Origin of the sequence: Myxococcus guangdongensis (genome assembly GCF_024198255.1) — a bacterium.
GTDB lineage: Bacteria > Myxococcota > Myxococcia > Myxococcales > Myxococcaceae > Myxococcus > Myxococcus guangdongensis.
On sequence record NZ_JAJVKW010000018.1, the window covers coordinates 39,975 to 64,798 of the forward strand.

The window sequence follows — 24,824 nt, forward strand, 5'->3', positions numbered from 1 at the left end:
GTCACGCGGCCTGACTGGGCCCGGGCTCCACCGGCGCGACCGAGGGCGTGGCCGCCGGGGCCTTCTTGCGCCCCCAGCGCCCCACCCGCTCCATCGCCGCGAACACCACCGGCACCACCAGCAGCGTCAGGAACGTGGACGTGATGACGCCGCCAATCACCGAGATGGCCATGGGCGCCCGGAACTCCGAGCCCGTCCCCGTGCCTATCGCTGTCGGCACCATCGCGATGCCCATCGCCGCGCTCGTCATCAGAATCGGACGCAACCGACGAGGCCCCGCCTTCATCAGCGCCTCGTCCACCGAGTCGCCCTCGCGCAGGTGCTGCAACGCTCCGTCGATGAGCAGAATCGCGTTCTTCGTCACCAGGCCCATCAACAGGATGATGCCAATCATCGCGCCCATCGACAGGTGGTAGCCCGTCAGCACCAATCCCAACAACGCGCCCACCAGCGCCAGCGGCAACGACGCCATGATGGTGAACGGGTGCTTGAAGGACTCGAACTGGCTCGCCAGCACCATGTAGATGAACACGAACGCCAACATGAAGGCCGTGCCGAACGCCTCGTTCTGCTCATCCATGCTCTTCATCTGGCCGTCGTAGACAATCGCATACCCCGGCGGCAGCGGCGCCAGCGCCACCTGCTCCTTCAGCTTCTTCGCGATGTTGCCCAGCGCCGCGCCCTTGCCCAGCTGTGAGAACACCGCGATCTGCCGCTCGCGGTTCTCGTGCTCGATGACGCTCGGCCCGTCCCGCAGCTCCACGTTCGCCACGTCCGTCACCGGCCGCAGGCCCCGCGGCGTGAACACCTCCAGCTGCCGCACCCGCTCCGGCGTGCTCCGGTCCTTCTCCGCCAGCCGCACCCGGATGTCCGTCTCCGTCGTCCCCTCGCGCAGCTTCGCCACCACGTCGCCGCCAATCGCCAGCCGCAGCTGCGTGGCCAGCCCCGCCGCGTTGACGTCCGCGTCGCTCGCCCGCGCCCGGTCGATGTGAATCTGGAGCTCCGGCTTGGGCGGATTGGCCTCCACCCGCACGTCCGCCGTCCCCTCCAGCTTGCGCAGGATGTCGGCGATGCGCTCCGCCTCCTGCTGCACCCGGACCAGGTCCGGCCCCGTCACCCGCACCATGATGGGATAGAAGTCACCCCCCAGGCCCTCGAGGATGGGCGGGTCGCTCAGGTTCACCTTCGTGGACACCAGCCCCGCGAGCAACGCGCGCGCCTCCTCCTTCAGCTGGGGGATGCCCTTGTCGCGCTCGCCCTTGCCCACCGTCAGCACGCGCATGCGCGCCTTGTTCACGTCGCCGTTGGTGCCCACCACCGAGTAGACCGACGTCACCTCCGGCAGCTTGCGCAGCAGCTCCTCCGCCTCCGCCGTGCGCGACTCCGTCTCCGCGATGCTCGCCGAGTCCGGCAGCTGCAGGTCCACCATGAACTGCGAGCGGTCCTCCGCCGACAGGAACTCCAACCCCAGCCGGCTCGACGCGCCGAACGACACCACCAGCACCAGCACCGTGATGCCCGTCGTCATCCACTTGTGCGCGAGCACCCAGCGGAGGATGCGCTCATACACGCGCTCCGTGCCGTCCAGGAAGGCGCGCAGCCACGCCGCCACCGCGTTGTCCTTGTGCACCTCGCCCGGCTTGCGCTGCTTGGCGAGCCGCGCCGACAGCATCGGGTCCAGCGTGAAGGAGATGAACAGCGAGATGAGCACGGCCACCGAAATCGTGATGCCGAACTGCTTGAAGAACTGGCCCACGATGCCCGGCATGAACGCCACCGGCACGAACACCGCCACCAGCGACAGCGTGGTCGCCAGCACCGCGAGACCGACGTCCCGCGTGCCGTTGGCCGCCGCGCTCATCGGGTCCTCGCCCTTCTCCAGCCGGTGCGTAATCGCCTCGCGCACCACCACCGCGTCGTCGATGAGCAGGCCGATGGCCAAGGACAGGCCCAAGAGCGTCATCTGGTTGAGCGTGTAGTCCAGGAGGTACATCGCGAAGAACGTCCCCAGCACCGACGTGGGCAGCGCCAGCGCGGAGATGAACGTGCCGCGACCATCCAACAGGAACATCAGGATGATGAGCACCGCCATCGCGCCACCGAAGATGAGCGCCACCCACACCTCGTGCGCGTTCTCCTTGATGAGGTCCGACTGGTCGATGAGCAGCCGCGCCGTGAAGCCCTGCCCCACCTCCGGCCCCATCTCCTTGAGCACGCGCTTCACCGCGTCGCTCACCGCCATGGTGTTGGAGCCCGGCTGCTTCACCACGTCCAGGATGACGGCGTCCAGCCCGTTGAGCCGCGCCACCGTGCGCCGCTCCGCCACCCCGTCCGTCACCGTGGCAATCTCCTCCAGCCGCACCTGCGAGCCCGTGCGGCTGCGCGCCACCGGCAACCGGCGAATCTCCTCCACGTCCTTGAACTGTCCCAACGAGCGCACCGTCAGCTCGCTCGCGCCCAGCTGCAGACGGCCCGCCGGCAGGTCCAGGTTCTCCGCGCCCACCCGCTGCGCAATCTCCAGCGGGGACACCCCCGCCGCGCGCGCCTTGTCCAGGTCCAGGTCGATTTGAATCTCGCGCGTGTCGCCGCCCGTGATTCGCACCTCCGCCACGCCCTCCAGCTGCGCGAGCGCGGGCTTGATGCGGTCATCGATGAGCCGGCGCAAGTCCTGCGAGCGCAGGTCCGCGGACACCGCGTACGTGAGGATGGGCGTGGCCGACAGGTCCACCCGGCCCACCACCGGCGCGTCCGCCGTCTGCGGCAGCTTGTTGGCGATGCCCGCCACCTTGTCGCGCACCTCCTGCACCGCGCGGTCCACGTTGGTGGACAGCTTGAACTGCACCACCACCGTGCTCAGGTTCTCGCGGCTCCAGGAGTGGATCTTGTCCACCCCGCTGATGCCCGCGACGGCATCCTCGATGGGCTTGACGACCTGGGTCTCGATTTCACCCGGGCCCGCGCCCTTGTAGACGGTGTTGACGACCACGACGGGGAAGGCCACGTCCGGATACAGGTCCGTGCCCAGCCGCCCCAGGCCCATCAGGCCGAGGACGACGAGGCACAACGACAGCATCGTGGTGAAGACGGGCCGACGGATGGAGACGTCGCTCAGGAGCATGGCGGCGTCCCTCTACTTCACGGTGACGCGCGAGCCCTGCGACAGGCTCGGCGTGGGGTGGTCGATGACCGACTCGAACTCGGAGCGCGCCAGCACCACCACCTCGCGCTCGCGCCGCTCCAGCACCTGCACGTCCACCCGCTTCACCTCGCCGCCCGAGCCGACGATGAGCACGTGGTCCCCGTTGGCCGAGGACAGCGCCGAGCCCGGCACCACCCGCGCGTCCTGGTCATCTCCCAGCTGGAGCACCGCGCGCGCCAGCGTGTGCGCCACGAAGCGGCCATCCGCGTTGGGCACCGCCAGCTCCACCGGCACCCGGCGCGTGGCCGGGTCCGCGGAGGGCAGGATGGTGCGCACCACCGCGTCCTCGGTGAAGGCGCCCCCGCCGATGGACTCCACCCGCACCTTCTGGCCGGGCTTGAGCCGCGCGCGCAGCGACTCCGCCACCGTCGTCTTGAGCAGGAGCGTGTCCAGGCGCTCCAGGTTGAACAGCGGCGTGCCCGGCCCCACCGTGGCGCCCGTCTGCTCCGGCGCGTCGATGAGCGTCCCCTCGAAGGGCGCCTTCAAGTCGTGCCGGCGCCTGGCCGCCCGCGCCTGCGACAGCTGCGCCTTGGCCGCGAGCAGCTGCGCCTGGGCCTGCGCCGCCTGCGCCGCCGTGGAGCGGTTCTGCAGGTCGCTCACCCCGCCCTCCTTCTGCAGCGTCTGGTTGCGCGCGGCCACGTCCGCGGCCATGTCCGCCCCGGCCTGCGCCGCCGCCACCGCGGCCTCCGCCTGCGCCACCTGCGCGTCGGAGATCTCCACGTCGAGCTGCCCCAGCACGTCCCCCTTCTTCACCACCATCCCCTTGCCCACCTTCACCGCGGCCAGCCGCCCGCCCACCTCGAAGCCCACCTGGAGCATCTGCGCGGGGAACAGCGTGCCCGTCACCTCCTCGCGCGGCGCGGCCTTCACCGTGCGCGCGGACACCAGCTTCACGGACGGCGGCGCGGCCTCCGTCTTGGCGCCAGCGGCGGGCGTGGACGAGGCGTCCGCCCGGGAACAGGCGGACACGGACAACGTCGCGGCGACGAGCCCCGCCACGGCGAGCGCCCTCGGGGCGCGGGAGTTCCTGGAGAGGTTCACGGACGTTTCCTCGGGGTGTGGCGGGTCTTCGCGCGGGCGGGTTCCCGACGCGTGGAAGTCTGGGGTCGCTGCGCGCGCGCGGGAGGGCGGGCGACAGCGGGCGTCTCGAAGCGGGGCAGCGTGCCGCCCTCGCACAGGCGCTGGAGCGTGTGCGCCCAGGCGCTCAGGTCCGGCTTCTCCTGCAAGTGGACCATGCGCTGCGCGAGCAGCACGAACGCGCCGACGATGAACGAGGCGAACAGCCGCGCGTCCATCTCCTGGTCCACCGCGCCCGCCTCCTGCAGCCGTCGGAAGTCGCGCGCCACGCGCTCCACCTGCGCGTCCGTCATGCGCCACAAGAGCGACTCGAAGGGCGTGCCCTGGCTGCCGTTGACGAGCACCGCGACGATGTCCCGGTGGGCCCACATCAGCTCGAGCGACTCCAGGTCGAAGTCGATTTCGGTCTGGAAGAAGCACTGGTAGCGCTCGGTGCGCTCCAACCTGTCTCTCGGCCCGGGCAACCCGTGCTCGCGCAGGTGGCGCTCCATCGCCTCCATCCGTCGCGAGTTCATCGCGTTGAGCCGCGTCTCGAACGAGGTGAGCACCTCGGCGAACAGCGCCTCCTTCGACTCGAAGTGCAGGTAGAAGGCGCCCTTGGAGAGTCCGCACGCGGCGGTGATGTCCTCGATGCGCGCTCCGCGCAGCCCCTTGCGGGCGAACTCCGCCCGGGCGGCGGTCATCAGGGCTTCCCTGGCGTGGGGGTCCGCGGGTCTCGGCATGACGGACCCGTTACTAACCCGCCAGTCAGTAATGGCGCAATGTGAGTGAACGGCGGGTCAGAAACCCCGCCATCCATCCACCCCGGAGGCCGGGCTCACGTCTGGGGAGTACCCGCGCCCACACGCGACAGGGCGGTGCACAGCGGACACGCGGCAGGGCCGTGGGGCACGTCGCGGCGGTGCAGGTCCAGCACGGCGCGGGAGATTTCCGCCAGCTCGCGGCGCACCTCGCGCCGGGCGCCCTTCACGCGGGCGATGCTCATGTCGTCGTACTGGGTCGTCTGGTGGCGCATCCAGGCGATGACGGCGGCCTCGGCGCGGCGCTCCACGGGGATGCGCTCCGTGCGGGCCACGGTGCCGCTGCCCACGGGGGTGGCGTGCGCGGAGACGAGCACCGCCAGCTTCTTGGCGTGGGAGAGCCACGCGGGGGAGAAGGCGAGGAAGCGCAGCACGCTGTTGGCGAAGTCGACCTCGTACTCCTCCTGTTCGCGGGCGCGGCGCTCGCGGCCGGCGGCCAGCTTCTTGGCGTAGGCGGGAGTGGCGCGCTCGGCCTCCAGCGCGGCCTTGGCCTGGAGGATGTGCGGCGCGGGGGCCCACACGCCTCGGGAGAAGAGCTTGCGGCCCACCTTCTCCACCACGGTCCAGGTGGGGCCCGCGGCCTTCACGCGGCGGGTGAGGCCGGCGTCACCAGGAGGCAGCAGGGCCCAGCCCTCCGGCACGGAGAGCACGCGGCCATCCGGGGCGCGCACGCGGCGGGGGTCCGAGGTGGGGGCGAACGTCAGGGATTCGGGCATGGCGGTGTCTGGGGGGCGGCTCACATAGCACGGGCGGGTCCAAAGCCTGCTAAATGGCGCCTCGCGCCCTGGCGGTCCGGGCGCGGGAGACACTCTTCGCGTGGGAAGTGCCGGCATGTCCCTCCTCAGGCTCACCTTCCTCGGCACCTCCGCCGCCCAGCCCACCCTGCACCGCAACCTGTCGGGCCTCGCGGTGAAGGCGGACACGGACCTGCTGCTGTTCGACTGCGGCGAGGGCAGCCAGCGGCAGATGGTGCGCTTCGGCACGGGCTTCACGGTGGACGCGGTCTTCTTCACGCACTTCCACGCCGACCACTACCTGGGAATCATCGGCTTCTTGCGCACGCTGGGGATGATGGGGCGCGAGCACGCCATCCACCTGTATGGCCCGCCCCCGGCCCGGCGCCTGTTGCACCAGGCGGTGCACCTGGGCGTGGAGGCCATGTCCTTCCCCGTCGAAATCCACGAGGTGAAGGACGGGGACGTGGTGCAGCGCAACGGCTACGCGCTGCACGCCATCGGCGTGGACCACCGCATCAACGCGCTGGCGTACGCGCTGGTGGAGGACGAGCGGCCGGGGCGCTTCCACCTGGAGAAGGCGCGCGAGCTGGGCGTGCCGCCGGGGCCCCACTACGGAAAGCTGCAGAAGGGGGAGAGCGTCACGCTGGAGGACGGGCGCGTGGTGAAGCCCGAGGACGTGCTGGGCGCGCCGCGGCCGGGGCGCAAGCTGGTCATCTCCGGGGACACGCGGCCGTGCGCCGCGGTGGTGAAGGCGGCCCAGGACGCGGACCTGCTCATCCACGAGTCCACCTTCTCCGATGACGAGCAGGCGCGGGCGCTGGAGACGCATCACTCCACGGCGCGCGAGGCGGCGCGGGTGGCGAGGGAGGCGGGAGCACGCAGGCTGGTGCTCACCCACCTGTCCAGCCGCCACGACACGGACCCCGCGAAGCTGCTCACGCAGGCGCGCGAGGAGTACAAGGGGCCCTGTGAGGTGGCGTACGACGGCTTCACCCTGGAGCTGCCGCTGCGCGACTGACGCGCGGCGGCTCCTCGGGGCACAGCGACTTCGTTACTGAATCTTCTCCGCCTCGGCGCGCAGGGCGGTGGCCGACTCGGCGTCCACCTTCTGCAGCAGCTCCCACTCCATCTCCGGGTCGCGGTTGAAGGTGGTGCCGTCGGCGCGCGGAGCCGGGTCGTTGAACTCCGACTGCTGGCGACCGCCGCTCTGGGCGCCGCGGGTCTCGGTGGACAGCTGCTTGTGGTACTCGATGGTGCACTGGCCGGGGCCGCGCTCCACGGCCTTCACCAGGTAGCGCACCATGGTGGTGCCCAGCGACGAGGGGGCGCCGTGCATGAGCCACTCGGTGGACGCCTCGAAGCCCTCCTTGCCCGCGCGCATGGAGTAGCCCTTCTCCTTGAGGAGGGCGATGGCCTGCGGCCAGACCTCGGCGGCGGGCTTGCGGTAGGTGTGGGTGCGCGCCTTGTCGTTGAGGAAGGCCTCACGGCGGCGGCCGGCGCAGCCGGTGGCGGAGGTCAGACAGAGGGCGGCGACGACGAGCAACGACAACGCCCCGAGGCGGGACTGGGACGGGTTCATGCGCTTGACTCCAGGGAATGTGAGACGGCGCGAACATCCCTCACTGCCGCCCCGTCGCCAAGTCCCCGGAGGGAAGGTTGCGGAGGGCAACCATCTGCTTGCGTCTGTCTACGCTGGGCGTGTGGGCTGGGGCGGGTGTGTGCCCACGTGTTCGAGGATCTGCGCGGAAACCCGGGCCGGCGCCTCCAGGGGGGCGAAGTGGCCCACGCCCGGGAGGTAGCGCACCTGGGGAGGCAGCTCGAACCAGGGCTCCAGGTCCTCGGTGAGCTCGCGGCCCAGGGCGCGGTCCTCCTCGGCCCAGACCAGGCGGAAGGGGGCGCGGATGCGGGGGTAGCCCTGGAGCAGGCGGCGGGCGCCGTTGGGGGTGAGGAGGTCGCGGAAGGACTGGCGGTAGTAATCCACGGCGGCGCGGGCGGCGTCCGGGTGGGCGAGGTTCTGGGCGTACGGGGCGAGGCGCGCGTCGCTGACCTGGGAGTTCCGGGCCATGCCCGCGCGGATGAGGCCTGGGACGCGGGCGCCGTTGTTCGCGGACAGGGCGCGCTCGGGCAGCCAGGGGAGCTGGAAGAAGAACATGTACCAGGAGCGGCGCAGCTGGGCGGGTCGCCAGATGCGGCGCAGCAGGACGGCGGGGTGGGGACAGTTGACGACGGTGAGGGTGGCGACGATGTCCGGGCGGGTCGCGGCCACGTGGTAGGCGATGCCGCCGCCCCAGTCGTGGCCCACGAGGTGGATGGGGCGGTCGGGCTGGAGGTGGCGGGCGAGTTGGTAGATGTCCTCGGCGAGCGTGTCGAGGTCGTAGCCCGTTCGGGGACGGTCCGTGCCGCCGTAGCCGCGCAGGTCCGGGGCCACGGCGTGATAGCCCGCCGCGCCGAGCACGGGCAGCACGTCACGCCAGCTCTCCGACAGCTCGGGGAAGCCGTGCAGCAGGAGGATGAGCGGACCGTCCGTGGGTCCCGCTTCCAATGCCTGCATGCGCAGCGAGGCCAGGGGAATGGACAGCGAGGCGAGCGCGGGGGCGTCCATGGGGGCGCAAGCTAGCAGTCCGCCAGACGCGGGCGGACTCATGCGGAAGGCCTTGCGTCCATGACTCATCAACGTGCGAGGATTAACGACGGGAAATGGGTTTCCGTAGGTTCCTGACTTGAGGCAAGTGAGGTTGTCGGAGCGTCCGCCATGTCGACGCCACTTCGATACTTCATGGCCAGACTGGGCGTGGCCCGGCTTCGTAGACAGGTTCGTTAAGCTGCCAGCCTACTTGTTGCGGCCTCTCGCTCGAACCCTTCCGCTGAAACGAGTCCCGGGTCGACCATGAAGCTTGCCACCCGCATCCGTCAGTCCGAGGTCGCCTTCCGCAGCGGCGTCCGACTGGTCCTGTTCATGATGGCCCTGTGGCTGTGCGCGATGCTCTTCAGCGTGCCGCTGGCCGCGAGAATCACAGGGTTCCTGGCCCTCTTCTTCACAACCACGACGGCCCTCGAGGCCTGGAACGTGTGGCGCTTGCGTCGCCTTCCACCCGAGGAGCCAAAACGAAGGAGAAACCCGAAGTGAGCGGGAGGCCGCATCGGTCGGATGACCGACCTCATCCCGTTGACCGACCTCGGGCAAATGACGGACACGCGGCGTGAGACACTCGTGCGACGAGTACCTCACACATGACGACTCCCACCACGTCACATAGGAGGAACAGGGGCCCTGTTGCGACGTGAGGCGCGAGTGGGCAAGGGGTGCTGAGGAGCAGACTGGCCCGTGCGCTCCGGGTGCGCCAGAGTGTCGCGCGCCCGCCCCAGGCTCGGGGCGGCCCTCCATCCAGACAGGTGCGCGAAACGATGCTGCGACGAATCGGCGGGCTCCTCGGTGCGGTACTGCTCCTCTCCCTTCTCGGCGGCTGCACGCGGAACACTCCGCGCCCGGACACCGCGGGCACCTCCGTCTATGTGGCCGCGCGCGTGCGCACCCTCGACCCGGGCCGCCCCGTCGTCGAGGCCCTCGCCGTGCGCGAAGGCAAGGTGCTCGCCACCGGCACCCGTGACGAAGTGCTCGCCGCCGCCGGTCCCGGCGCGCGCGTCGTGGACCTGGGCACCGCCACCATCGTCCCCGGCCTCACCGACTCGCACGGCCACCTGTCCTCGCTCGGTCAGTGGGAGGCCACCGTCACCCTGCTCGGCGCCACCACCAAGGAGGAGGCCCTCGCCCGCGTCGCCAACGCGCCGAGCACCTCCTACCAAGGCGAGTGGCTCGTCGGCCAAGGCTGGGACCAGAACGACTGGCCCGAGAAGACCTTCCCCACCCGCCAGGACCTCGACGCCAAGCACCCGCGCACGCCCGTGTACCTCACGCGCATCGACGGCCACGCGGCCTGGGTGAACAGCGAGGCGCTGCGCCGCGCCGGCATCACCCGCGCCACCCAGGACCCCAACGGCGGCCGCATCCTCCGCGACGCCAGCGGCGAGCCCACCGGCATCCTCGTCGACAACGCCATCGGCCTGATTCACACCGTGCTGCCGCCCCTCACGGAGACCGAGCGCGCCGCGCAGCTCACCGCCGCCCTCACCCGCGCCGCGCGCGTGGGCCTCACCGGCGTGCACGACGCCGGCATGGACCTGGCCACCTTCCAACTGCTCCAGCGCATGGACAAGGAAGGCAAGCTGCCGCTGCGCGTCTACGCCATGGCCGACGGACAGGCCCCCGAGCGCGCCGAGTTCCTCCGCATGGGCCCCTACCACGGCGAGCGCCTCACCCTGCGCGCGGTGAAGCTCGTGCTCGACGGAGCGCTCGGCAGCCGAGGCGCCGCCCTGCACCAGGACTACAGCGACGAGCCCGGCCACCGCGGCCTGTTGCTCCTCACCCCCGAGGAGTACGAGAAGCGCGTCACCGACTTCATGCGCGCGGGCTTCCAGGTCTGCACCCACGCCATCGGCGACCGCGCCAACACGCTGGTGCTGGACACCCTCGCGCGCGCGATGCAGGCCACGTCCACGCAGGACGGCCGCCACCGCGTGGAGCACGCGCAAATCATGGGCCTGGACGACATCACCCGCCTGGGCCGCATCGGCCTCATCGCCAGCGTGCAGCCCACGCACGCCACCAGCGACATGCCCTGGGCCGAGGCGCGCGTGGGCCCCGAGCGCATCCGCGGCGCCTACGCCTGGCAGCGCCTGAAGTCCTCCGGCGCCGTGCTCGCCCTGGGCAGCGACTTCCCCGTGGAGCGCCCCGACGTGCTCGCCGGCCTCTACGCCGCGCGCACGCGCCAGGACGCGCGCGGCACGCCCGAGGGCGGCTGGTACGCCGACCAGCGCCTCAGCGGACAAGAGGCCCTGGAGGGCTTCACCGTGGGCGCCGCCTGGGCCTCCTTCGCCGAGGCGCGCCGCGGCCGCCTGCAGCCCGGCATGGACGCGGACTTCGTCGCCCTGTCCATCGACCCCGTGGACGCGCCCGTCTCCGAGCTGCCCGGCGCCCAGGTCCACCTCACCGTGGTGGGCGGCGATGAAGTCCACCGCGCCACCCCGTGAGCTGTGATTAGAGGTTCGACACCAGGCTGAGCGACTGGACGCGGCGGTGCAGCTCCTCCTGCGCCGCCTGTCGCTCCTTCGCCAGCCGCTCCAGCTCGCGGGCGATGGCCTCCAGCCGGTCCTCCTGCTCGTTGAGCTTGGCCACGAAGCGCTCGGCCAGCTCCCGCTGGGACACGCCGCTCTTGAGCGACTCGATGTTGGAGCGGATGCGCTCCTGGTCCTTGAAGAGCTGCGCGCGCTCCTGAGTCAGCTGCTGCTCGTCGCGCGTGAGCGTGGCCACGCGCTCGCGGATGGCAATCACCTCCCGCAGCGCGTCCGACATCGCCTTGTCCACATAGCGCTGCGACAGGAAGAAGGCCACGTCGTCCGGGCCCACCGAGGACAGCGCGTAGTGCCGGTGGCCCGTGGTGCGCTCGGACACCACGAACGTCTCCTGCGCGCCCGCGGCCAGCGTCCGCTTGAAGCGCCAGAAGCCGTCCGTCGTCTCCTCCGGCGCGGGCACGTCCTTGGCCAGCTCCCAGCCGATGCGCGGGTGCTCGATGAACAGCACCTGTGGCCGGGGCGCCTTGTTGCGCACCACGTACGTCGTGCGCCGCACGTTGTGGTACTCCGCCATCAAGCTGCCGTGGTTCACCACCACGCGGTAGACGGGCCCGTCCTCGGCGCCCTCCTCCACCGTGACGACGCAGCCCAGCTCCACCGCGTACGGCACGAAGCGCGTGTCCTGCGGCTTCATCGTGTCGAGCATCGCCTCGCCCACGTAGCGCTCGTCCTCCGTCACCGTCACCGGCCCGCCCTCCAGCGTCAGGCCCGTGGTGTTCTTCAGCTCGATGCACGCCATCGGGTTCTTCTCGCGCGTCGCCCGGTTGTAGAGCAGCACCCGACGCCCCTCGAACGGCTTGTGCAGGATGGGCACCAGCGCGCTCTGGTTGCGGTGCACCGTCACCGGCCGGTCCACGCCGTACTCGAACAAGTCCCCCACGTCCTTGGTCAGCGTCGTCACCTTCGCGCCCTGCTGCTCGAGCACGTCGCGCAAACGGGGACCGCCAGGGCCACCGGAGGATGGGCCGCCCTTGCTGCGCATCAGCGAGCGCGAGCGACCCGGCGCCATCGCGGGAGCAGGCGCCATCTCGGCCATCATCGGCATCGCCTCACTCTCCTTATCCATCATGATGTCCGGGGCGCTCGCGTAGCTCTCCTCGGGAATCACCGGCGCGGCGGCGGCCTCCGTCCTCACCTCCACCACGGGACGCTTCATGTAGCGGGGGTTGTAGAGGTCGTGCACGAAGGACACCGGCAGGCCCGCGACGAGCGCCAGCTCCACGTCCACCCAGTCCTCGTCCCCCGTGTTGTCCACCAGCGCCCAGCCTTGCAGGAGCGGCGACTCGCCCTCGTCCAGGAGGATGCGGTAGCTCGTCTTCCATACCGGCGCTTCCACCACGTAGCTGACGAACACCTCGCGCTCACCCTCGCCGGAGGTGAGGATGCTCATGCGCTTGCTGTCCTTCTTGTACGAGGACAGCACCGTGGACAGATAGAACTCCAAATCCTTGCGCACCGCCTCGTCGAGGAACTCCAGCTCGGTGATGTCCAGCACGTCGAACGTGCGCAGCGAGGCGCCCACCAGCAGCGACAGGAAGGGGCGCACCACGCTGGTCTCACCGGCGGCCACCGCGAGCGACTCCAGGCCGATGATGGCGCCCTCCACCTGACCGCCACCCACGCGCGCCCTCACGCGCGCACCCTTGATTTGACCGAGCAGCGCCGTGAGGCTGCCGTCCTCCGGAATCCGGATGGTGGCCTCCGCGAGCAGCTGCTCCAGCGGCTTCGTCGAGTCGTAGCTCACCGCCGACACCGAGCCGCCCGACAGGTCCAACACCGTCAGCGACTTGAGCACGTCGTTCATGTCCCGCGCCTTGAAGTCCAGGTGCAGGGTGTCGCTGCCCGTCACGCTCCCCTTACGCTCGAAGTAACCGACGCCATGCTTGTAGAGGACGACCCGGCGGATGGACAGTGGGGTGGGCATGAGCGCGGAAACTCCAGGAAGTTGGGGATGACCTGTCCCCCGGTGTATCAAGCCCCGCCTGGGGTCGCGCAATGCCGCGCAAGGCCCTTCTCGTGAGGTGACGCCCGAATGCGAAAGCCCTCCGCTTCCTTCCTGTCCCGCTCCGCGCTCTTGTGCGCGGCGCTGACGCTCGGCTCCGGCTGTGAGAGCACGAAGCCCCGCGCCGCGGGCCCTACCGATGGGGTTCCGGTGACGCAAGGCGGCACGTCCGGGAGCGCCACGGACGCGCCCACGGGCACCGCCACGCCGGAGGCTCCCGGCTCGACGAAGGGGACCTCCGCCTGGCACCGCGCCCGGGTGGGCGACCAGGTCGTCTATTCGTTCTCCGCGATTCGCACGCCGCCGCGCGACGCGCAGGGTGGCTCGGCCGCGGCGGGCAAGCTGACCTTGGAGGTCGCGGCGGTGGAGGGCTCGCGCGTGTGGCTGACCCTGACGCTCGAGAGCGACAAGGGCGGTGAGCTGACGCAGCCCCGGCTGTCGCGGCGGCTGGCGATTCCCATGCGCGTGGAGGCCTCCCGGCCGCTGGAGGTGGCGCGCGAGGGCACCGCGACGTCCGAGCAGCCCACGGCCGCGGGCCGCACCTGGGAGGCGAAGCGTTATCTGCGCGACAATCGCCCGGTGGATGGTCCGCTGGAGAACCGGCTGTACGCGGTGGACGCGGGGCCGCTGTATCTGACGAACGGGCTGCTCGACGCGAGCACCACGCTGTCGGGCTTCGGCGCCGCGGGGAGCCATCAGCTGACGTTGGTGTCGGTGCGCCAGGGCAGGGAGGGCGCGGGCATGGCGCCGGACCTGGAGTGGCCGCTGGGTCCTGGCACGTGGTTCGACCGGGAGATGGAGTCGGAGGGCACGAAGACGGTGCTGCGCACGTGCCAGTCGGCGGAGGCCGGTTACGTGCTGCGCACGGAGGCGCCGGTGAACCCCGCGACGGACGAGGCGCCGTGCCAGGACTTCTCGCAGGCGAGCGTGATGCCGTTGGAGGAGGTGCTGCTGTCGTTCATCTCGCTGGGGCTGGAGCCCAAGCAGTGGCCGCCCGTCGTCCCCAACTCGGCGCCGGCCGTGCGCGAGACGCTGGCGGTGGGCACCAAGCGGGTGCCGGTGCTCCAGGTGGACGCCAACGAGGGGCCGACGAACGCGAAGCAGGTGCGCACGCTGCTGTTCGCCGCGGACCCGTGGGAGAAGACGCTCGGCGGGCTGGCGCACGAGGCGCGGTTCGAGCCGCTGTCGGACTTCACCTATCGCGTCTCGTCCAAGGGCAAGCGTGAGTCGCAGGGTGGCGCGAAGCTGACGGGCTTCGGTGCGTGGCAGCCGTGACGACGCTGTACACCGTGGTCATCGAGGTGGAGCCGGGCGCGGAGGCCGCGTGGAATCAGTGGCACGAGGGGACACACGTCCCCGAGGTGCTGCGCGAGCCGGGATTCCTGGGGTGCCGCAAGTGGAGGGACACGGAGCGGGCCCCGGATGGCTGGGCCCGGTACGTGTGTCACTTCGAGCTGGGGAGTGAGGCGGACTTCCAACGCTACACCACGAGCGACGCGGCGAAGCACTTGCGAGCGGAGTCGCTCGCGCGCTTCGGGACGGTGACGCGGCACTCGCGGCAGGTTCTGTCCGAGGTGAAGCGGTTCTGACAGTGCACGCAGGCTCCCGGGTTCTCGTCGTGGAGCGCGGGAGCCTGGGTGCTCAGTACAGGTTCTTCTTGTAGTCGTGGTCCAGCGCCCAGCTGAGCATCGTCCTGGAGACGAGGGCGCGCAGCGTCGCGGCGGCGGCGCCCTTCTGGGGACTGCGCCGGACATGGTCGACGAACACGTCGGCCATCTTCGGCAGCTGGCTCGCGGGCACGTGACGCGCGGTGTCCCACAGCCCCGCGTCGACGATGGCCTGACTTGTGTGCAACCGCGCCGCGTGGGACTCCAGGAGCAGCGCCAGCTTCGGCACCTTGCCCTCGACGGACATCGAGGCCAGCAGCGAGGGCTCGGTGGAGAGCGAGGCGATGCCGGAGACCTCCAGGAAGCGCGCCTCACCTGGAATGAGCGCGAGCAGCGCCACGCGAGATTGTTCGAGGACGTTGTGGAAGGTGTCGGTGCGACGGTTGCCGGGGCGGTGGGTACGGCCACCCGCGCGCCGTCGAGTCGGAGGAACTCCGTGGGGTCGCCCTTGGGGCTCACGTCCGCGAAGCCCTGCGCATCCAAGGAAGCCAGCGCGACGAAGGGCAACAGCGCCACCTCCACGAGCCCTTGATGGGCTGGTGCAACGGGCTCCCAGGGAGCAGCCAGCTTGTCCTGAATCTCTGCCCGACCCACACTAGGAATCAGTACGGCGCCGAGGGTACCCCACACCCTGCATCACAGGTTCTTCGCACGACTCGATGGTTCCCATCCTGAGGGGGCGGGCGCTTCACTGTAGACCCTTGAACTCGATGCGGAACCCTCGCTGCTGAGCAAGCACGCCGAGCTTCAGAGCGATATCCGAGTGCCGCCACGTCGAGTCGGCCTCGACGCGCAGCACGTCGCCATTGATGCGGATGGAAGTCCTCACGTGCGGTGCGAGGTCGCATTGGAGCACGTCACGTGAAGCGTCCGTTTCACTGCCCAAGAAGGCGACCTCGTCGCAGAGCGCCCGCGCGAGGTCCCGGACGTCGCGGTCCGCCCGGTAGACCGCCGACTGGCGCGATGCACAAGCGCAGAAGAGACAGAGCACCAACCAAGTCAGGCGTGGATTCATGAGGTCCTGGGTTCTCGTGTCCACTCTACCCACACCAGGAATGCGCGAGGCGGGAGTCCTTCTCCCGCCAGCGCTCGCGTCACGCGCAGAGATTGCGCGCGATGACGCGTGGGAAGTACCCCGCCGACTCGGAGGGCAAATCCAGCCTGAGATAGACATAGGCGCGTGGGGTCGTGTCGCTGGACGGATGGCCGGAAACGTCCAGGCGCCGGAAGCCGAGCGACTCCAGGGTCGTGAGTGACGTGGTGTGGCCCGCGCGGACGGAGGTCTCCAGGTGTCGCAATCCATCCAGCCTGACGCCCTGCCGGATGAGCTCCGACATGGTCCAGTGCCCTGCACCATTCTGGCGATGCTGCGCCAGGATGGAGCAGCACACGCGGGCGTAGTGCTCCTCGCGGCGGATGTTGGTCAGCGCGGCGAGGCCGATGACGCCGTTGCCCCGCTCGGCCACGGCGAACAACCGGGTCCCCTCCGCCGCGCTCCAGCGACCGGGAGGACGTCCTCCCGCCTCGGGCCTCCACCAGCCGAAGAACTCCTCGACATCCGGCTCCTCCAACAACATCCGAGCAGCCACCAGGACAGCGGTCCCCGCCACATCCATCGGAATGAGCTGACGCTCATGCATGCAGGCTTCCCCCCTTCGCACCGGGGAGACTTCAAGGGACATGCCAGGAGGACCTCCCAAGGCGCGTCCCGCGAGTCCTCCGAGGGAAGGCGCCGAGGAACGACGCACGCGCGTGACTCCCGCACGCGGATGACCTCGTGGTCCTAAGGGGAACCCCCTGCGTCCTACATGGCACAGCGTGTCCCCCGCGACACGCTGCGCGCCCAGGCGGCCCGACGCGTCCACCCCTTCCCCACGGACCTAGACCGCCGCGCGCGCTCGTTCGTCGAACATTCCGCGCAGCCCATCCACGAGCGCGTTCGCCCCCGTGGCCTTGCCCACCGTGTCGAGCGAATCGCGAAGCGCGCCGAACAACACGCGCGAATGCTCCGGGTTCCGCTCGGCGCGGTCGATGACGTGGCCCACCCGTTCAATCTGGTGCGTCCACGTGGCCAGCACGTCCTCGTACCCCGCGGTGACAGGCAGGGCGCTCTCGACCAGGAAGTGCACCAGCGCGATGACGTCCGCGAAGTCATACCTCCGCGTCTTCGCGTCGTAGATGTCCTCCAGGTGCACGGAGTCGCGCGCGAACCAGAAGCGCACGAAGTTCGCGGCCGTCTTCTTCGCGTCCTCCAGGTCGACCTCGACCAACGGATGCAGCGCCTTGTCGACCTCCGTGATGAACGAGTCCTTGATGCTCACCCGCTGCAAGCCCTGGCTGTCGAAGGCCCGCTTCGGCAACGCGCGCAGAAAGGTCCCGTTGAACTCCAACACCTCCAGCTTCGGCAACCGCGTGAGCACCTCGGGGAAGTCCCGCAGCACCATCACCTGCCGCCAGCTCCCGAACGAAGCTCGCACGTACGAGTAGGGGTTGTTGATGAAGTTGATGCTGCGCAGCTCCGTGCAGCGCTCCAGGGACTCGGGGAGCCGCCAGATGCAGTTCGCCTCCAGGTCCAGATGCACGAGCTTGCCCAGCGCCCCCACCGACTCCGGCAGCTCCTGCAGCCCGTTGCCTCCCAGCCGGAGCTCTCGCAACTCCGTCAGCAACCCCAACTCCTCGGGCAGCCTCCGCAGCTTGTTCCCCGACAGGTCCAGCTTCTCCAACCGCCGGAACTGGAACAACTCCACGGGCAGCACGCTGAGGTTCTTCCGGCTCAACACGAGGCTCTTGAGCTTCTCCGGCGCCTCCAGCTTCTTCGCCATCTGCTTGCGGAACTCGGCGCGGACACTCACCGGCGCCTCCAGCAGGTTCGGCTTCCCCTCCGCCAGCCGCTTGCGCGCGAGCGACAGGTCCACCAGCCCCTCCGGCTTCTTGAGCACCCCGGCCACGAAGACGCCCGAGGCCTCATGCGGGTCGCTCGCATCCTCCACGCCCTCCACCACCCGGAAGACGCTCGCGCCCCACCCGAGGAAACGCATCGCGTTCGTCTTCCCCGCCACGCTCACCGTGCGCTCGGTCGCCACGAGGCGCGCGTCCAGGTCTCCACCCACGTCCACCAACCCGTGGTTGTAGACACCGATGAGCTCACCCGTCCGAACACTCCCATCGACTCGAAGCTGCGAGCCCCCCACGCCGATACCCCGGGCGACCAGCGCGCCTCCCACCTGCAGGAAGGGTCCCGTGTCGTCCTCGAAGTTGAGCGGGCTGCCCTCGACCGTGAGCGCGCCACGAACCCACAGCCCCACCAGCGGAGCCGACGCGTCCTTCTCCGGCGCCAGCAGCCCGAACCCCTCATCCAGGATGAGGTCGTGCGGAAGGACGAGGTCACCGTCATGCACCAGGACCCGGCCCTCGGCGCTGCCCGCGACCTTCAGCTCGGCGCGCAGCGCCTCGACAGGAACCGCGCGCAAGCCCAACCCCGAGGCGAAGTAACCCTTCTCCACCTTCGCGTGCAGGTTCTTCTCGCAGAAGGCGAGCGCCTCGGCCTCGGTCTCGAACGTCTTCTCGGTCTGCTTCGACTTCCCACCGAGTGGGCCCTCGCGCAACGTCACCACCGTGCCGGCTCGCTCGAAGGACCAGGCGCGTACCGCCCCCTTCTCACGCGCGACGAGGGACAGGGACGCGCGAGGCGCGGGAGCGGGCAGTGAGGGGTTCGACATCCCTCCCGTACCAGCTCCCACGCGACACTGAACAGCTGTTCGTTCAGGAGCGCCGCCCGGCACCCAGGCACCTACTCCGCGACGGAGAGCTTCACGTCGATGTTGCCGCGCGTGGCGCGCGAGTACGGGCACACCTCGTGCGCCGCGTGCATCAGCTTCTCCGCCTCGTCGCGGGGAATGCCCGGCAGGATGCCCTTGAGCTCCACCGCCAGCCCGAAGCCCCCGTCCGGCGTCTTCCCAATCGTCACCGCCGCGGAGATGCCCACCTCGGGCCCCAGCTTCTTGCCGCCCTTGCCCGCCACCAGGCGCAGCGCGCTCTCGAAGCACGCGGAATAACCCGCCGCGAACAGCTGCTCCGGGTTCGTCGCCGTCCCACCCGCGCCGCCCAGCTCCTTCGGCATCGCCAGCGGCAAATCGATGACCTGGTCCGAGGACTGGACCTTGCCCGACCGGCCTCCGTGGGTGGTGGCGTGGGCGGTGTACAGCGGCGAAATCGTGACGGGAGCCATGGCTTGTTCTCCTGGAAGTTCGGGGTCGCTTCTTTCCGACGCCCTTTATTTAGGGGGCAATTCAATCGCGCGCAATCAATTCGGACCGGAAAAAGGCCCCTGCCACCGCGAACCCGCGGAAGACAGGGGCCAGATATCCACCACTCAACCGTTCAGGACCCGGAGCGTGTCCGGACCCTGCTCAGGCGCTCAGCGGCCCGCGACGGTGGCGGGGGGCGTGGTCACGAACTCCGAGGCGGCCTTCACGGCGGCGGCGATGTCCAGCTTGCCGCCCGTGCTGACCTTGCCCTTGAGGTCCGGGTCGATCTCCACCGTCTGCACCAGCAGGTCGCGCACCTGCGCGGCCGTCAGGTCCGGGTTCGCGGCGAACATCAGGGCCGCGGCGCCCGCCACCGTGGGGGTGGCCATGGAGGTGCCGCTCATCTTCTCCCAGTCGCCACCGGGCACGGTGCTCAGGACGTTCTCGCCCACCGCGGCCAGCTCCACCACCTTGTCGCCGTGCGAGGAGAAGCGCGCCAGCTTGTCGTTGCGCTGGTCCATGGCCGCCACGGTGATGACGTTGGGCAGGTCGATGTTGGCCGGGAAGTCCTGCACGTTGTTCATGTTGCTGCCGTTGCCGTTGGCCGTGGCCGCGACCAGCAGGATGTCCGCGTCCGCCAGCTTCTGCACGGCGGCCTTCCAGCGCGTCTGCGAGGCCACGTCGCGGTACTCGTCACCGAAGCTCGCGTTGAGCGCGCGCACGTTGACGCCGTGGTTCTCCTTCATGTTGACGATGTAGTCCACGCCGCGCTCGAAGTTGGTGAGCAGGTCCGCGCCGTCGTACAGGCCGCCGATGCTCATGATCTTCGCCTTGCCGGCGGCGATGCCCGTGTTGCCCTCGCCGTTGTCCTCGGCCGCGATGATGCCCGCCACGTGCGTGCCGTGGTCCGTGCCCTGACCCTTCATCACGTCGCCGCTGTTGAAGCCGACGTTGTAGCCGTGGATGTCGTCCTTCACGCCGTTGCCGTCGTTGTCGATTCCGTCGCCAGCAATCTCGTTCGGGTTCGTCCACATCGCGCTGTCGAGGTCGCTGTGCTTGAAGTCCACGCCGCCGTCGAACACCGCGATGACCGGGTCACCCGTGGGGCGCGGGGGCTTGGGGTCCACCGGGTCCGTCGCCGGCGCCTTGCCCGTGGCCTCCAGGCCCCAGCTCTTCAGCGTGCCCGTGTCCGCGCGCGCCTTGTCCTCGACGGACAGCGTCCAGGTGCCCTTGGCCGACTCGCCCTTGAACGTGGTGCTCAGGTCGAACGAGCCCTTCACGTCGTCCGCGCTGCCACCCTGGCGGTTGGACACCGTCGCCGTCTTGCCGGACGGGCTGGTCACCTTCACCACCAGGTCGCCCCGGTACGAGTGCGCCAGGTCCAGGTTCAGCTTCAGCGAGTCGAGCGACACGTCCTTGTCGAAGCTGACCGTGGACGTCACCGTCGCCAGGTCCTTCACCGCCGCGTTGGGCGTGGCGGACGCCGTCAGCGTCACCGGCGTGGAGGTGTCACGGCCCGCCAGAGTGGCCTTGCTCGGACCGAAGGCGAACGCCGTGGCCGGCAGCACCGGGGCGCTCGGGTCCGGGCGGTGGCCCGTGGGACGGTCCACGAAGTTCGTGGGGCGCGCCGACTTGGCCGACTCGAAGCCGTCCGTGCCGTTCTTGCCGGGCCGGGCCACCACGCGCTCGGCGGCGGGCGTCGCGGACGCCTCCGGACGGGCGGCCTCCCCGGTACGGGTGGTGGGCGACGGGAGCGACAGGGGCTTGCGGGTGACGGTCATGTTGGAGGCTCCGGGGGGACGCGGAATCAACGACTGTCCCTGATTGTCGCACCTCGTCAGGATCAGTTTCCTGAGGGCTGCTTTTTCCACCCGTGGTGAACCCCCTGGCCGGTGGGGCCGGTGCGTGAGGCGTGGTAGAGCGCGGCCGGGCGCCTCCTTCCGGGGGTTTGGCCCGACAGGCCCCAGCCAGGACGCGGCGTGGGGCGAGGACGGGAAGGATGCCGAGGACCATCGTCGCCACGCGCTACGTGACGCCCCTGCGCGAGGGGGGCTCGCTGCCCGCCATCGTCGAGGCGGACGACGCGGGGCTGTATGTCGTGAAGTTCCGGGGGGCGGGCCAGGGGGCCAAGGCGCTCATCGCGGAGTACATCGCCGCGGAGCTGGCCCGGGCCGCGGGCCTGCGCGTGCCGGAGCTGGTGCTGGTGGAGCTGGACCCGGCGCTGGGCCGCAACGAGCCGGACAGCGAGATTCGCGAGCTGCTCAAGGCGAGCGCGGGGCTGAACCTGGCGCTGGACTACCTGCCCGGCTCGGTGACGTTCGACCCGGTGGCGGGGCCCGCGCCGAAGGTGGACGTGGCGTCGTCGCTGGTGGCGTTCGACGCGTTCATCACCAACGTGGACCGCACGCCGAAGAACCCCAACCTCCTGTGCTGGCACCGGGAGCTGTGGCTCATCGACCATGGCGCGTCGCTCTACTTCCACCACGCGTGGGAGGACTGGGAGGAGCGCAGCCAGAGCCGCTTCGCCCCCATCAAGGACCACGTGCTGCTGCCGTGGGCGAGCCAGCTGCCCCAGGCGCAGGCGCTGCTGTCCACGCACTTCACGCGGGCGCTGATGGAGACCACCGTCGCGGGGATTCCGGAGGGCTGGCTGAAGGCGGCCGAGTCCCCCTTCCCCACCGTGGAGGCGCACCGCGCCGCCTACGTGAGCTGGCTGTGCAAGCGTGTCGAGGCCCTGCCGGCCTTCATCGAGGAGGCGGCCCGTGCCCGCGCACAGCTCGTTTGACTACGCCATCATCCGCGTCGTCCCGCGCGTGGAGCGCGAGGAGTTCATCAACGTGGGCGTCGTCCTCTACTGCACCACGCAGCGCTTCCTGGGCGCGCGCGTGGAGGTGGACGAGACGCGCTTGAAGGCGCTCGCGCCCGACGTCGACCTGGAGACGGTGCGCTGCCACCTGGACAGCTTCCAGCGCGTCTGCGTGGGCGGCAAGGGCTCGGGGCCCATCGGTCAATTGCCGCAGAAGGAGCGCTGGCACTGGCTCGTGGCCCCGCGCAGCACCATGCTCCAGACGGGGCCGGTGCACTCGGGGCTGAGCCTGGAGCCCCAGGCCGCCCTGGAGCACCTGCTGAACACCGTGGTGCGCGTCAAGCGCGCGTCGTGACGCCCGAGTGGGCCCGAGGGCTGCCCTGCCCCGGGCTCACTTCACCCGGCGACCGGTGAAGCGGACCTTGTACGTGCACTCCTCCAGCTCCCTCGCGTCGATGCCCAGGCCCTCGAACGTGGTGCGCCGCACGTCGACGAAGCCCTCGATGTCGTCGTCCTCCAGCGAGTCGTTGGCGATGTAGAAGCGCAGCACGTAGACGATGTTCGACTCACCGGCCACGGTCGATGGAGTGGAGCGGATGTCCACGTATTGGAACGGCCCCTCCTCGGACCGCGTGCCCTGGAGGATGTCCGGCGCGTCGTCCTCGTCGAGCGTCGCCACGTCGCCCCGGTGCAGCGTGAAGGAGACGTCGGGCACCTCGATGCTCGTGGCGCCGTACTTCTCGGCGCGCACCGTCCAGCGCTGCTGGAGCGCCAGGCCGGAGGCTCCGCTGGTGCCCGGCACCGCCACCGGCTCCTTCGCCGTCTTGTCGGTGCAGGCATAGGGCACGGCCGCCGCCTGGGCCGCGTCCAGCTCCACGTCATACGTCTCCTGCTCGAAGCCGCCACAGCCCACCGCCAGCAGCGCCAGCGGCGCCGCCCATCTCATCGCGTTCATCGACTCTCCAGTTCCACGGGAGACCACCCTCGCCGGCCCCGGGCGTCCGCCACCCCACCGGGCAGGCGGGCGCCTTTCTCCCGGACAGGAAAGCATGGCCCCCAGGGCGGGGAAACCCACGCAACCCTCGGGCCGGCGGGAGCTTCCCGCACGGGAGGGGCGACTGTCTGTCAACCGTCCGAGGCGTGAGGAATCGGGGGCGCGCGGGCGGGCGGATGAGTAGCTTTGTGGCGTGCCCGGGACGGGCACGGACCTCGTATGCCCGACTCTTCGATTCGAATCGTCACGTACAACGTCCGCTACTTCGGCCACATGCTCCGGGGTCTGGCGAGCACCGTGGGCCCCAAGCGCCGGGTGGCCTTCGCCCTGGCCGGGCTGGACCCGCTGCCGGACGTGGTGTGCCTGCAGGAGGTGGAGACCACCTCGTTGCGCAGCACCATCGCCCATCGCCCCAAGCTGCCCGGCGAGACGCAACTCATGGCCTTCATGGGGCGCATGGAGGAGACGTTCGCCGCGCAGGGGCGCGACATGCCCTACGAGGCGTTCTACTTCCGCGCGCACCACTACAAGCTGGGCGAGGTGTCGCTCTACACCACGGGGCTGGCGGTGCTCGTCAACAAGCGCACCCTCCAGGTGGACAAGCACAACGTGGACTCGCCCATGTCCATCACCCACCACCACGTGCAGCGGCTCAAGGACCGCAAGCAGAGCCGCATCTGCGCGCACATGCGCCTGGTGCGCCGCGAGGACGGGCGGCCCTTCCACGTCTTCAACACCCACCTGAGCCTGCCCACGCCCTTCGCGCGCGAGTTCTGGTCCACCAAGGACAAGATGGGCTGCGGTGTGAACCAGCTCCACGAGGCGCGCAAGCTGGCGGACTTCGTGGGCAGCCTGCGCGCCGAGGAGCCGTTCATCGTCTGCGGGGACTTCAACTCGCCGCCGTCGTCCCCCGTGTTCCGCTACCTCACCGGGGATGTCGCCTTCACGTGCGCCCAGGCCGCCGTGGGGCAGATTGACCCGAGCGTGTCGCGGGGCTTCCCCACCGCGGGCTTCATGCACATGCGCATGCACCTGGACCACATGTTCTCCGGCGGCGGCGTGCGCTGGCTCGACACGGAGGAGACGCACCCGTTCGGCGACTTGAAGAGCCGCTTCCACGGACTGTCGGACCACATGCCCATCGTCGCGCGCTTCGCGCTGGATGCGCTCCCCGTCACGCTGCCCGTGCCCGGCGTTCCGAGCGTGGGCTGACCGCGCGGCTCGCGCCCGGGTGACGGGGTGGCCGCGGCGCGCCGCTACGACTCGAGCTCCTGCTCCACGCGCTCCCACGCCTCCAGGATTTCGCGCGTGCGGCGCTCGGCCAGCTCCCGGAACTCCGGCGCCAGGTGCGCCACCTTGTCCGGGTGATAGCCGGCGATGAGCGCGCGGAACGCCTTGCGCGCCTCGTCCCGGGACATGCCCCGCTCCAGCCCCAGCACTTCCCACGCGTCCTTGCGCACGGGTTCCTCGCTCCGCACCCGAGTGCCCCGGGGAGGCGTGGCCTCCGGGTCGTGAGCGCTACCGGCGTCCGAGGACTCCCGGGGCGCGCCGGTGCTGGCGGGACGACGCGGTGCGCGAGGCGCGGGCTCCGGGCGCTTCTTCCCCGGACGGCGCGCGGGGTCCGGCGCGGGGATGCGCGGCTCCAGCCGACTCAGCGCGTCCTCGAGGAACCACAGGTCCTCGGCGGGCAGGCCGTGCTTGCGCACCACCTGGCGCGGCTGGCCATCCACCAGCAGCAGGTAGCCCGTGGTGACGGCATACGCGTCATCCTTGCTGTCGGGGTGCAGCTTGTCGCCCAAATCCCCCAACGGGTCCCTCCACATGCCGTCCGGGGTGCCCTCGTCCGCCACCAGCACCTGCGTCAACACGCGGCCGTGGAGGAACTCCAGCGTGGCGAAGGGCTCGCGCGCCTCGGGGGAGCGCATGGCCACGCCATGACGCACGCCCGTCACCAGCAACACCCCTCGCGTCCCGTCCACATGGGCGAAGAGCTGCTCGCGCACCCGCTTGTCCGAATAGAAGAGGACGAACTGCACGGTGGACAACGTAGTCCGTCCCGCGCCGTCCAGACAGGCGTTATGTCCTGACGCGGCAAGAGGGTGCAG

The 24,824-nt window shown here is 70.2% G+C and carries 23 protein-coding genes; 8 read left to right on the forward strand and 15 right to left on the reverse strand.

The genetic code is table 11. The features are described 5' to 3' along the window. Nucleotide 1 precedes the first annotated feature (1 nt). The 4 genes from LXT21_RS38430 to LXT21_RS38445 form a co-directional block, all read right to left on the reverse strand. Nucleotides 2–3,118, reverse strand: a complete 3,117-nt coding sequence (locus LXT21_RS38430) for an efflux RND transporter permease subunit (protein WP_254043212.1) — start codon at nt 3,116–3,118, stop codon at nt 2–4. 12 nt (nt 3,119–3,130) lie between these two features. Next, on the reverse strand, nt 3,131–4,240 hold the full coding sequence (locus tag LXT21_RS38435; RefSeq protein WP_254043213.1) for an efflux RND transporter periplasmic adaptor subunit: 1,110 nt from the start codon (nt 4,238–4,240) through the stop codon (nt 3,131–3,133). Next, on the reverse strand, nt 4,237–4,959 hold the full coding sequence (locus LXT21_RS38440; RefSeq protein ID WP_254043214.1) for a TetR/AcrR family transcriptional regulator: 723 nt from the start codon (nt 4,957–4,959) through the stop codon (nt 4,237–4,239). The genes LXT21_RS38435 and LXT21_RS38440 overlap by 4 nt, the downstream gene beginning before the upstream one ends. 134 nt (nt 4,960–5,093) lie before the next feature. Continuing rightward, nucleotides 5,094–5,792: a DUF2293 domain-containing protein gene (locus LXT21_RS38445; protein WP_254043215.1), complete on the reverse strand. Its 699-nt coding sequence runs from the start codon at nt 5,790–5,792 to the stop codon at nt 5,094–5,096. 115 nt (nt 5,793–5,907) lie between these two features. Here LXT21_RS38445 and rnz point away from each other — a divergent pair, with 115 nt between their 5' ends. Next, the gene (rnz, locus tag LXT21_RS38450; protein ID WP_254043216.1) at nt 5,908–6,831 is read left to right on the forward strand and encodes a ribonuclease Z; all 924 of its coding nucleotides are present in this window, start codon (nt 5,908–5,910) and stop codon (nt 6,829–6,831) included. Nucleotides 6,832–6,864: 33 nt separating this feature from the next. On the opposite strand, the gene LXT21_RS38455 is transcribed toward rnz, so the two are convergent. Continuing rightward, nucleotides 6,865–7,392, reverse strand: coding sequence for a hypothetical protein (locus tag LXT21_RS38455; RefSeq protein ID WP_254043217.1), 528 nt, complete (start codon nt 7,390–7,392; stop codon nt 6,865–6,867). Nucleotides 7,393–7,500: 108 nt separating this feature from the next. Next, complete coding sequence (locus LXT21_RS38460) at nt 7,501–8,415, reverse strand: alpha/beta fold hydrolase (RefSeq protein WP_254043218.1); 915 nt, start codon at nt 8,413–8,415, stop codon at nt 7,501–7,503. 285 nt (nt 8,416–8,700) lie between these two features. Between LXT21_RS38460 and LXT21_RS38465 the strand changes: the two genes are divergently transcribed. Both LXT21_RS38465 and LXT21_RS38470 read left to right on the forward strand, forming a co-directional pair. Further along, nucleotides 8,701–8,940 carry a hypothetical protein gene (locus tag LXT21_RS38465; protein ID WP_254043219.1) on the forward strand — a complete coding sequence of 80 codons (240 nt, stop codon included), beginning with the start codon at nt 8,701–8,703 and terminating at the stop codon, nt 8,938–8,940. Between the two features lie 278 nt (nt 8,941–9,218). Then, complete coding sequence (locus LXT21_RS38470; RefSeq protein WP_254043220.1) at nt 9,219–10,901, forward strand: amidohydrolase; 1,683 nt, start codon at nt 9,219–9,221, stop codon at nt 10,899–10,901. Nucleotides 10,902–10,908: 7 nt separating this feature from the next. Here the strand turns inward: LXT21_RS38470 and LXT21_RS38475 are convergent, their stop codons facing one another. Continuing rightward, nucleotides 10,909–12,927, reverse strand: a complete 2,019-nt coding sequence (locus tag LXT21_RS38475) for a hypothetical protein (protein WP_254043221.1) — start codon at nt 12,925–12,927, stop codon at nt 10,909–10,911. A 108-nt stretch (nt 12,928–13,035) separates the two neighbouring features. Here LXT21_RS38475 and LXT21_RS38480 point away from each other — a divergent pair, with 108 nt between their 5' ends. Continuing rightward, nucleotides 13,036–14,280: a DUF6068 family protein gene (locus LXT21_RS38480; protein ID WP_254043222.1), complete on the forward strand. Its 1,245-nt coding sequence runs from the start codon at nt 13,036–13,038 to the stop codon at nt 14,278–14,280. After that, nucleotides 14,277–14,594 (forward strand): DUF4286 family protein, encoded by a 318-nt coding sequence (locus LXT21_RS38485; protein ID WP_254043223.1) that lies wholly within the window; start codon nt 14,277–14,279, stop codon nt 14,592–14,594. Before LXT21_RS38480 ends, LXT21_RS38485 begins: the two co-directional genes overlap by 4 nt. Before the next feature lie 52 nt (nt 14,595–14,646). Here the strand turns inward: LXT21_RS38485 and LXT21_RS45775 are convergent, their stop codons facing one another. The 6 genes from LXT21_RS45775 to LXT21_RS38515 all read right to left on the reverse strand — a co-directional run bounded on the left by LXT21_RS45775 (nt 14,647) and on the right by LXT21_RS38515 (nt 20,700). Continuing rightward, nucleotides 14,647–15,012: a hypothetical protein gene (locus tag LXT21_RS45775; protein ID WP_456094093.1), complete on the reverse strand. Its 366-nt coding sequence runs from the start codon at nt 15,010–15,012 to the stop codon at nt 14,647–14,649. 348 nt (nt 15,013–15,360) lie between these two features. After that, nucleotides 15,361–15,687: a hypothetical protein gene (locus tag LXT21_RS38495; RefSeq protein ID WP_254043224.1), complete on the reverse strand. Its 327-nt coding sequence runs from the start codon at nt 15,685–15,687 to the stop codon at nt 15,361–15,363. Between the two features lie 79 nt (nt 15,688–15,766). Continuing rightward, nucleotides 15,767–16,312, reverse strand: a complete 546-nt coding sequence (locus LXT21_RS38500) for a GNAT family N-acetyltransferase (RefSeq protein ID WP_254043225.1) — start codon at nt 16,310–16,312, stop codon at nt 15,767–15,769. 240 nt (nt 16,313–16,552) lie between these two features. After that, entirely contained in the window at nt 16,553–18,391 is a 1,839-nt protein-coding gene (locus LXT21_RS38505; RefSeq protein WP_254043226.1) for a leucine-rich repeat domain-containing protein, read from the reverse strand. A 71-nt stretch (nt 18,392–18,462) separates the two neighbouring features. Then, nucleotides 18,463–18,900 (reverse strand): organic hydroperoxide resistance protein, encoded by a 438-nt coding sequence (locus LXT21_RS38510; protein ID WP_254043227.1) that lies wholly within the window; start codon nt 18,898–18,900, stop codon nt 18,463–18,465. Nucleotides 18,901–19,089: 189 nt separating this feature from the next. Next, nucleotides 19,090–20,700: a S8 family serine peptidase gene (locus tag LXT21_RS38515; RefSeq protein WP_254043228.1), complete on the reverse strand. Its 1,611-nt coding sequence runs from the start codon at nt 20,698–20,700 to the stop codon at nt 19,090–19,092. 218 nt (nt 20,701–20,918) lie between these two features. Here LXT21_RS38515 and LXT21_RS38520 point away from each other — a divergent pair, with 218 nt between their 5' ends. Together LXT21_RS38520 and LXT21_RS38525 are read left to right on the forward strand one after the other, a co-directional pair. Next, a complete protein-coding gene (locus LXT21_RS38520; protein WP_254043229.1) occupies nt 20,919–21,704 on the forward strand; it encodes a HipA family kinase in 786 nt (261 codons plus the stop codon). Continuing rightward, a complete protein-coding gene (locus tag LXT21_RS38525; RefSeq protein WP_254043230.1) occupies nt 21,682–22,080 on the forward strand; it encodes a DUF3037 domain-containing protein in 399 nt (132 codons plus the stop codon). Before LXT21_RS38520 ends, LXT21_RS38525 begins: the two co-directional genes overlap by 23 nt. A 36-nt stretch (nt 22,081–22,116) precedes the next feature. Here the strand turns inward: LXT21_RS38525 and LXT21_RS38530 are convergent, their stop codons facing one another. After that, entirely contained in the window at nt 22,117–22,680 is a 564-nt protein-coding gene (locus LXT21_RS38530) for a hypothetical protein (protein WP_254043231.1), read from the reverse strand. Between the two features lie 258 nt (nt 22,681–22,938). On the opposite strand from LXT21_RS38530, the gene LXT21_RS38535 reads away from it, so the two are divergent. Then, nucleotides 22,939–23,931 carry an endonuclease/exonuclease/phosphatase family protein gene (locus tag LXT21_RS38535; protein ID WP_254043232.1) on the forward strand — a complete coding sequence of 331 codons (993 nt, stop codon included), beginning with the start codon at nt 22,939–22,941 and terminating at the stop codon, nt 23,929–23,931. 44 nt (nt 23,932–23,975) lie between these two features. Here LXT21_RS38535 and LXT21_RS38540 read toward each other — a convergent pair whose 3' ends face one another. After that, the gene (locus tag LXT21_RS38540; RefSeq protein WP_254043325.1) at nt 23,976–24,755 is read right to left on the reverse strand and encodes a J domain-containing protein; all 780 of its coding nucleotides are present in this window, start codon (nt 24,753–24,755) and stop codon (nt 23,976–23,978) included. Between the last annotated feature and the right edge of the window lie 69 nt (nt 24,756–24,824).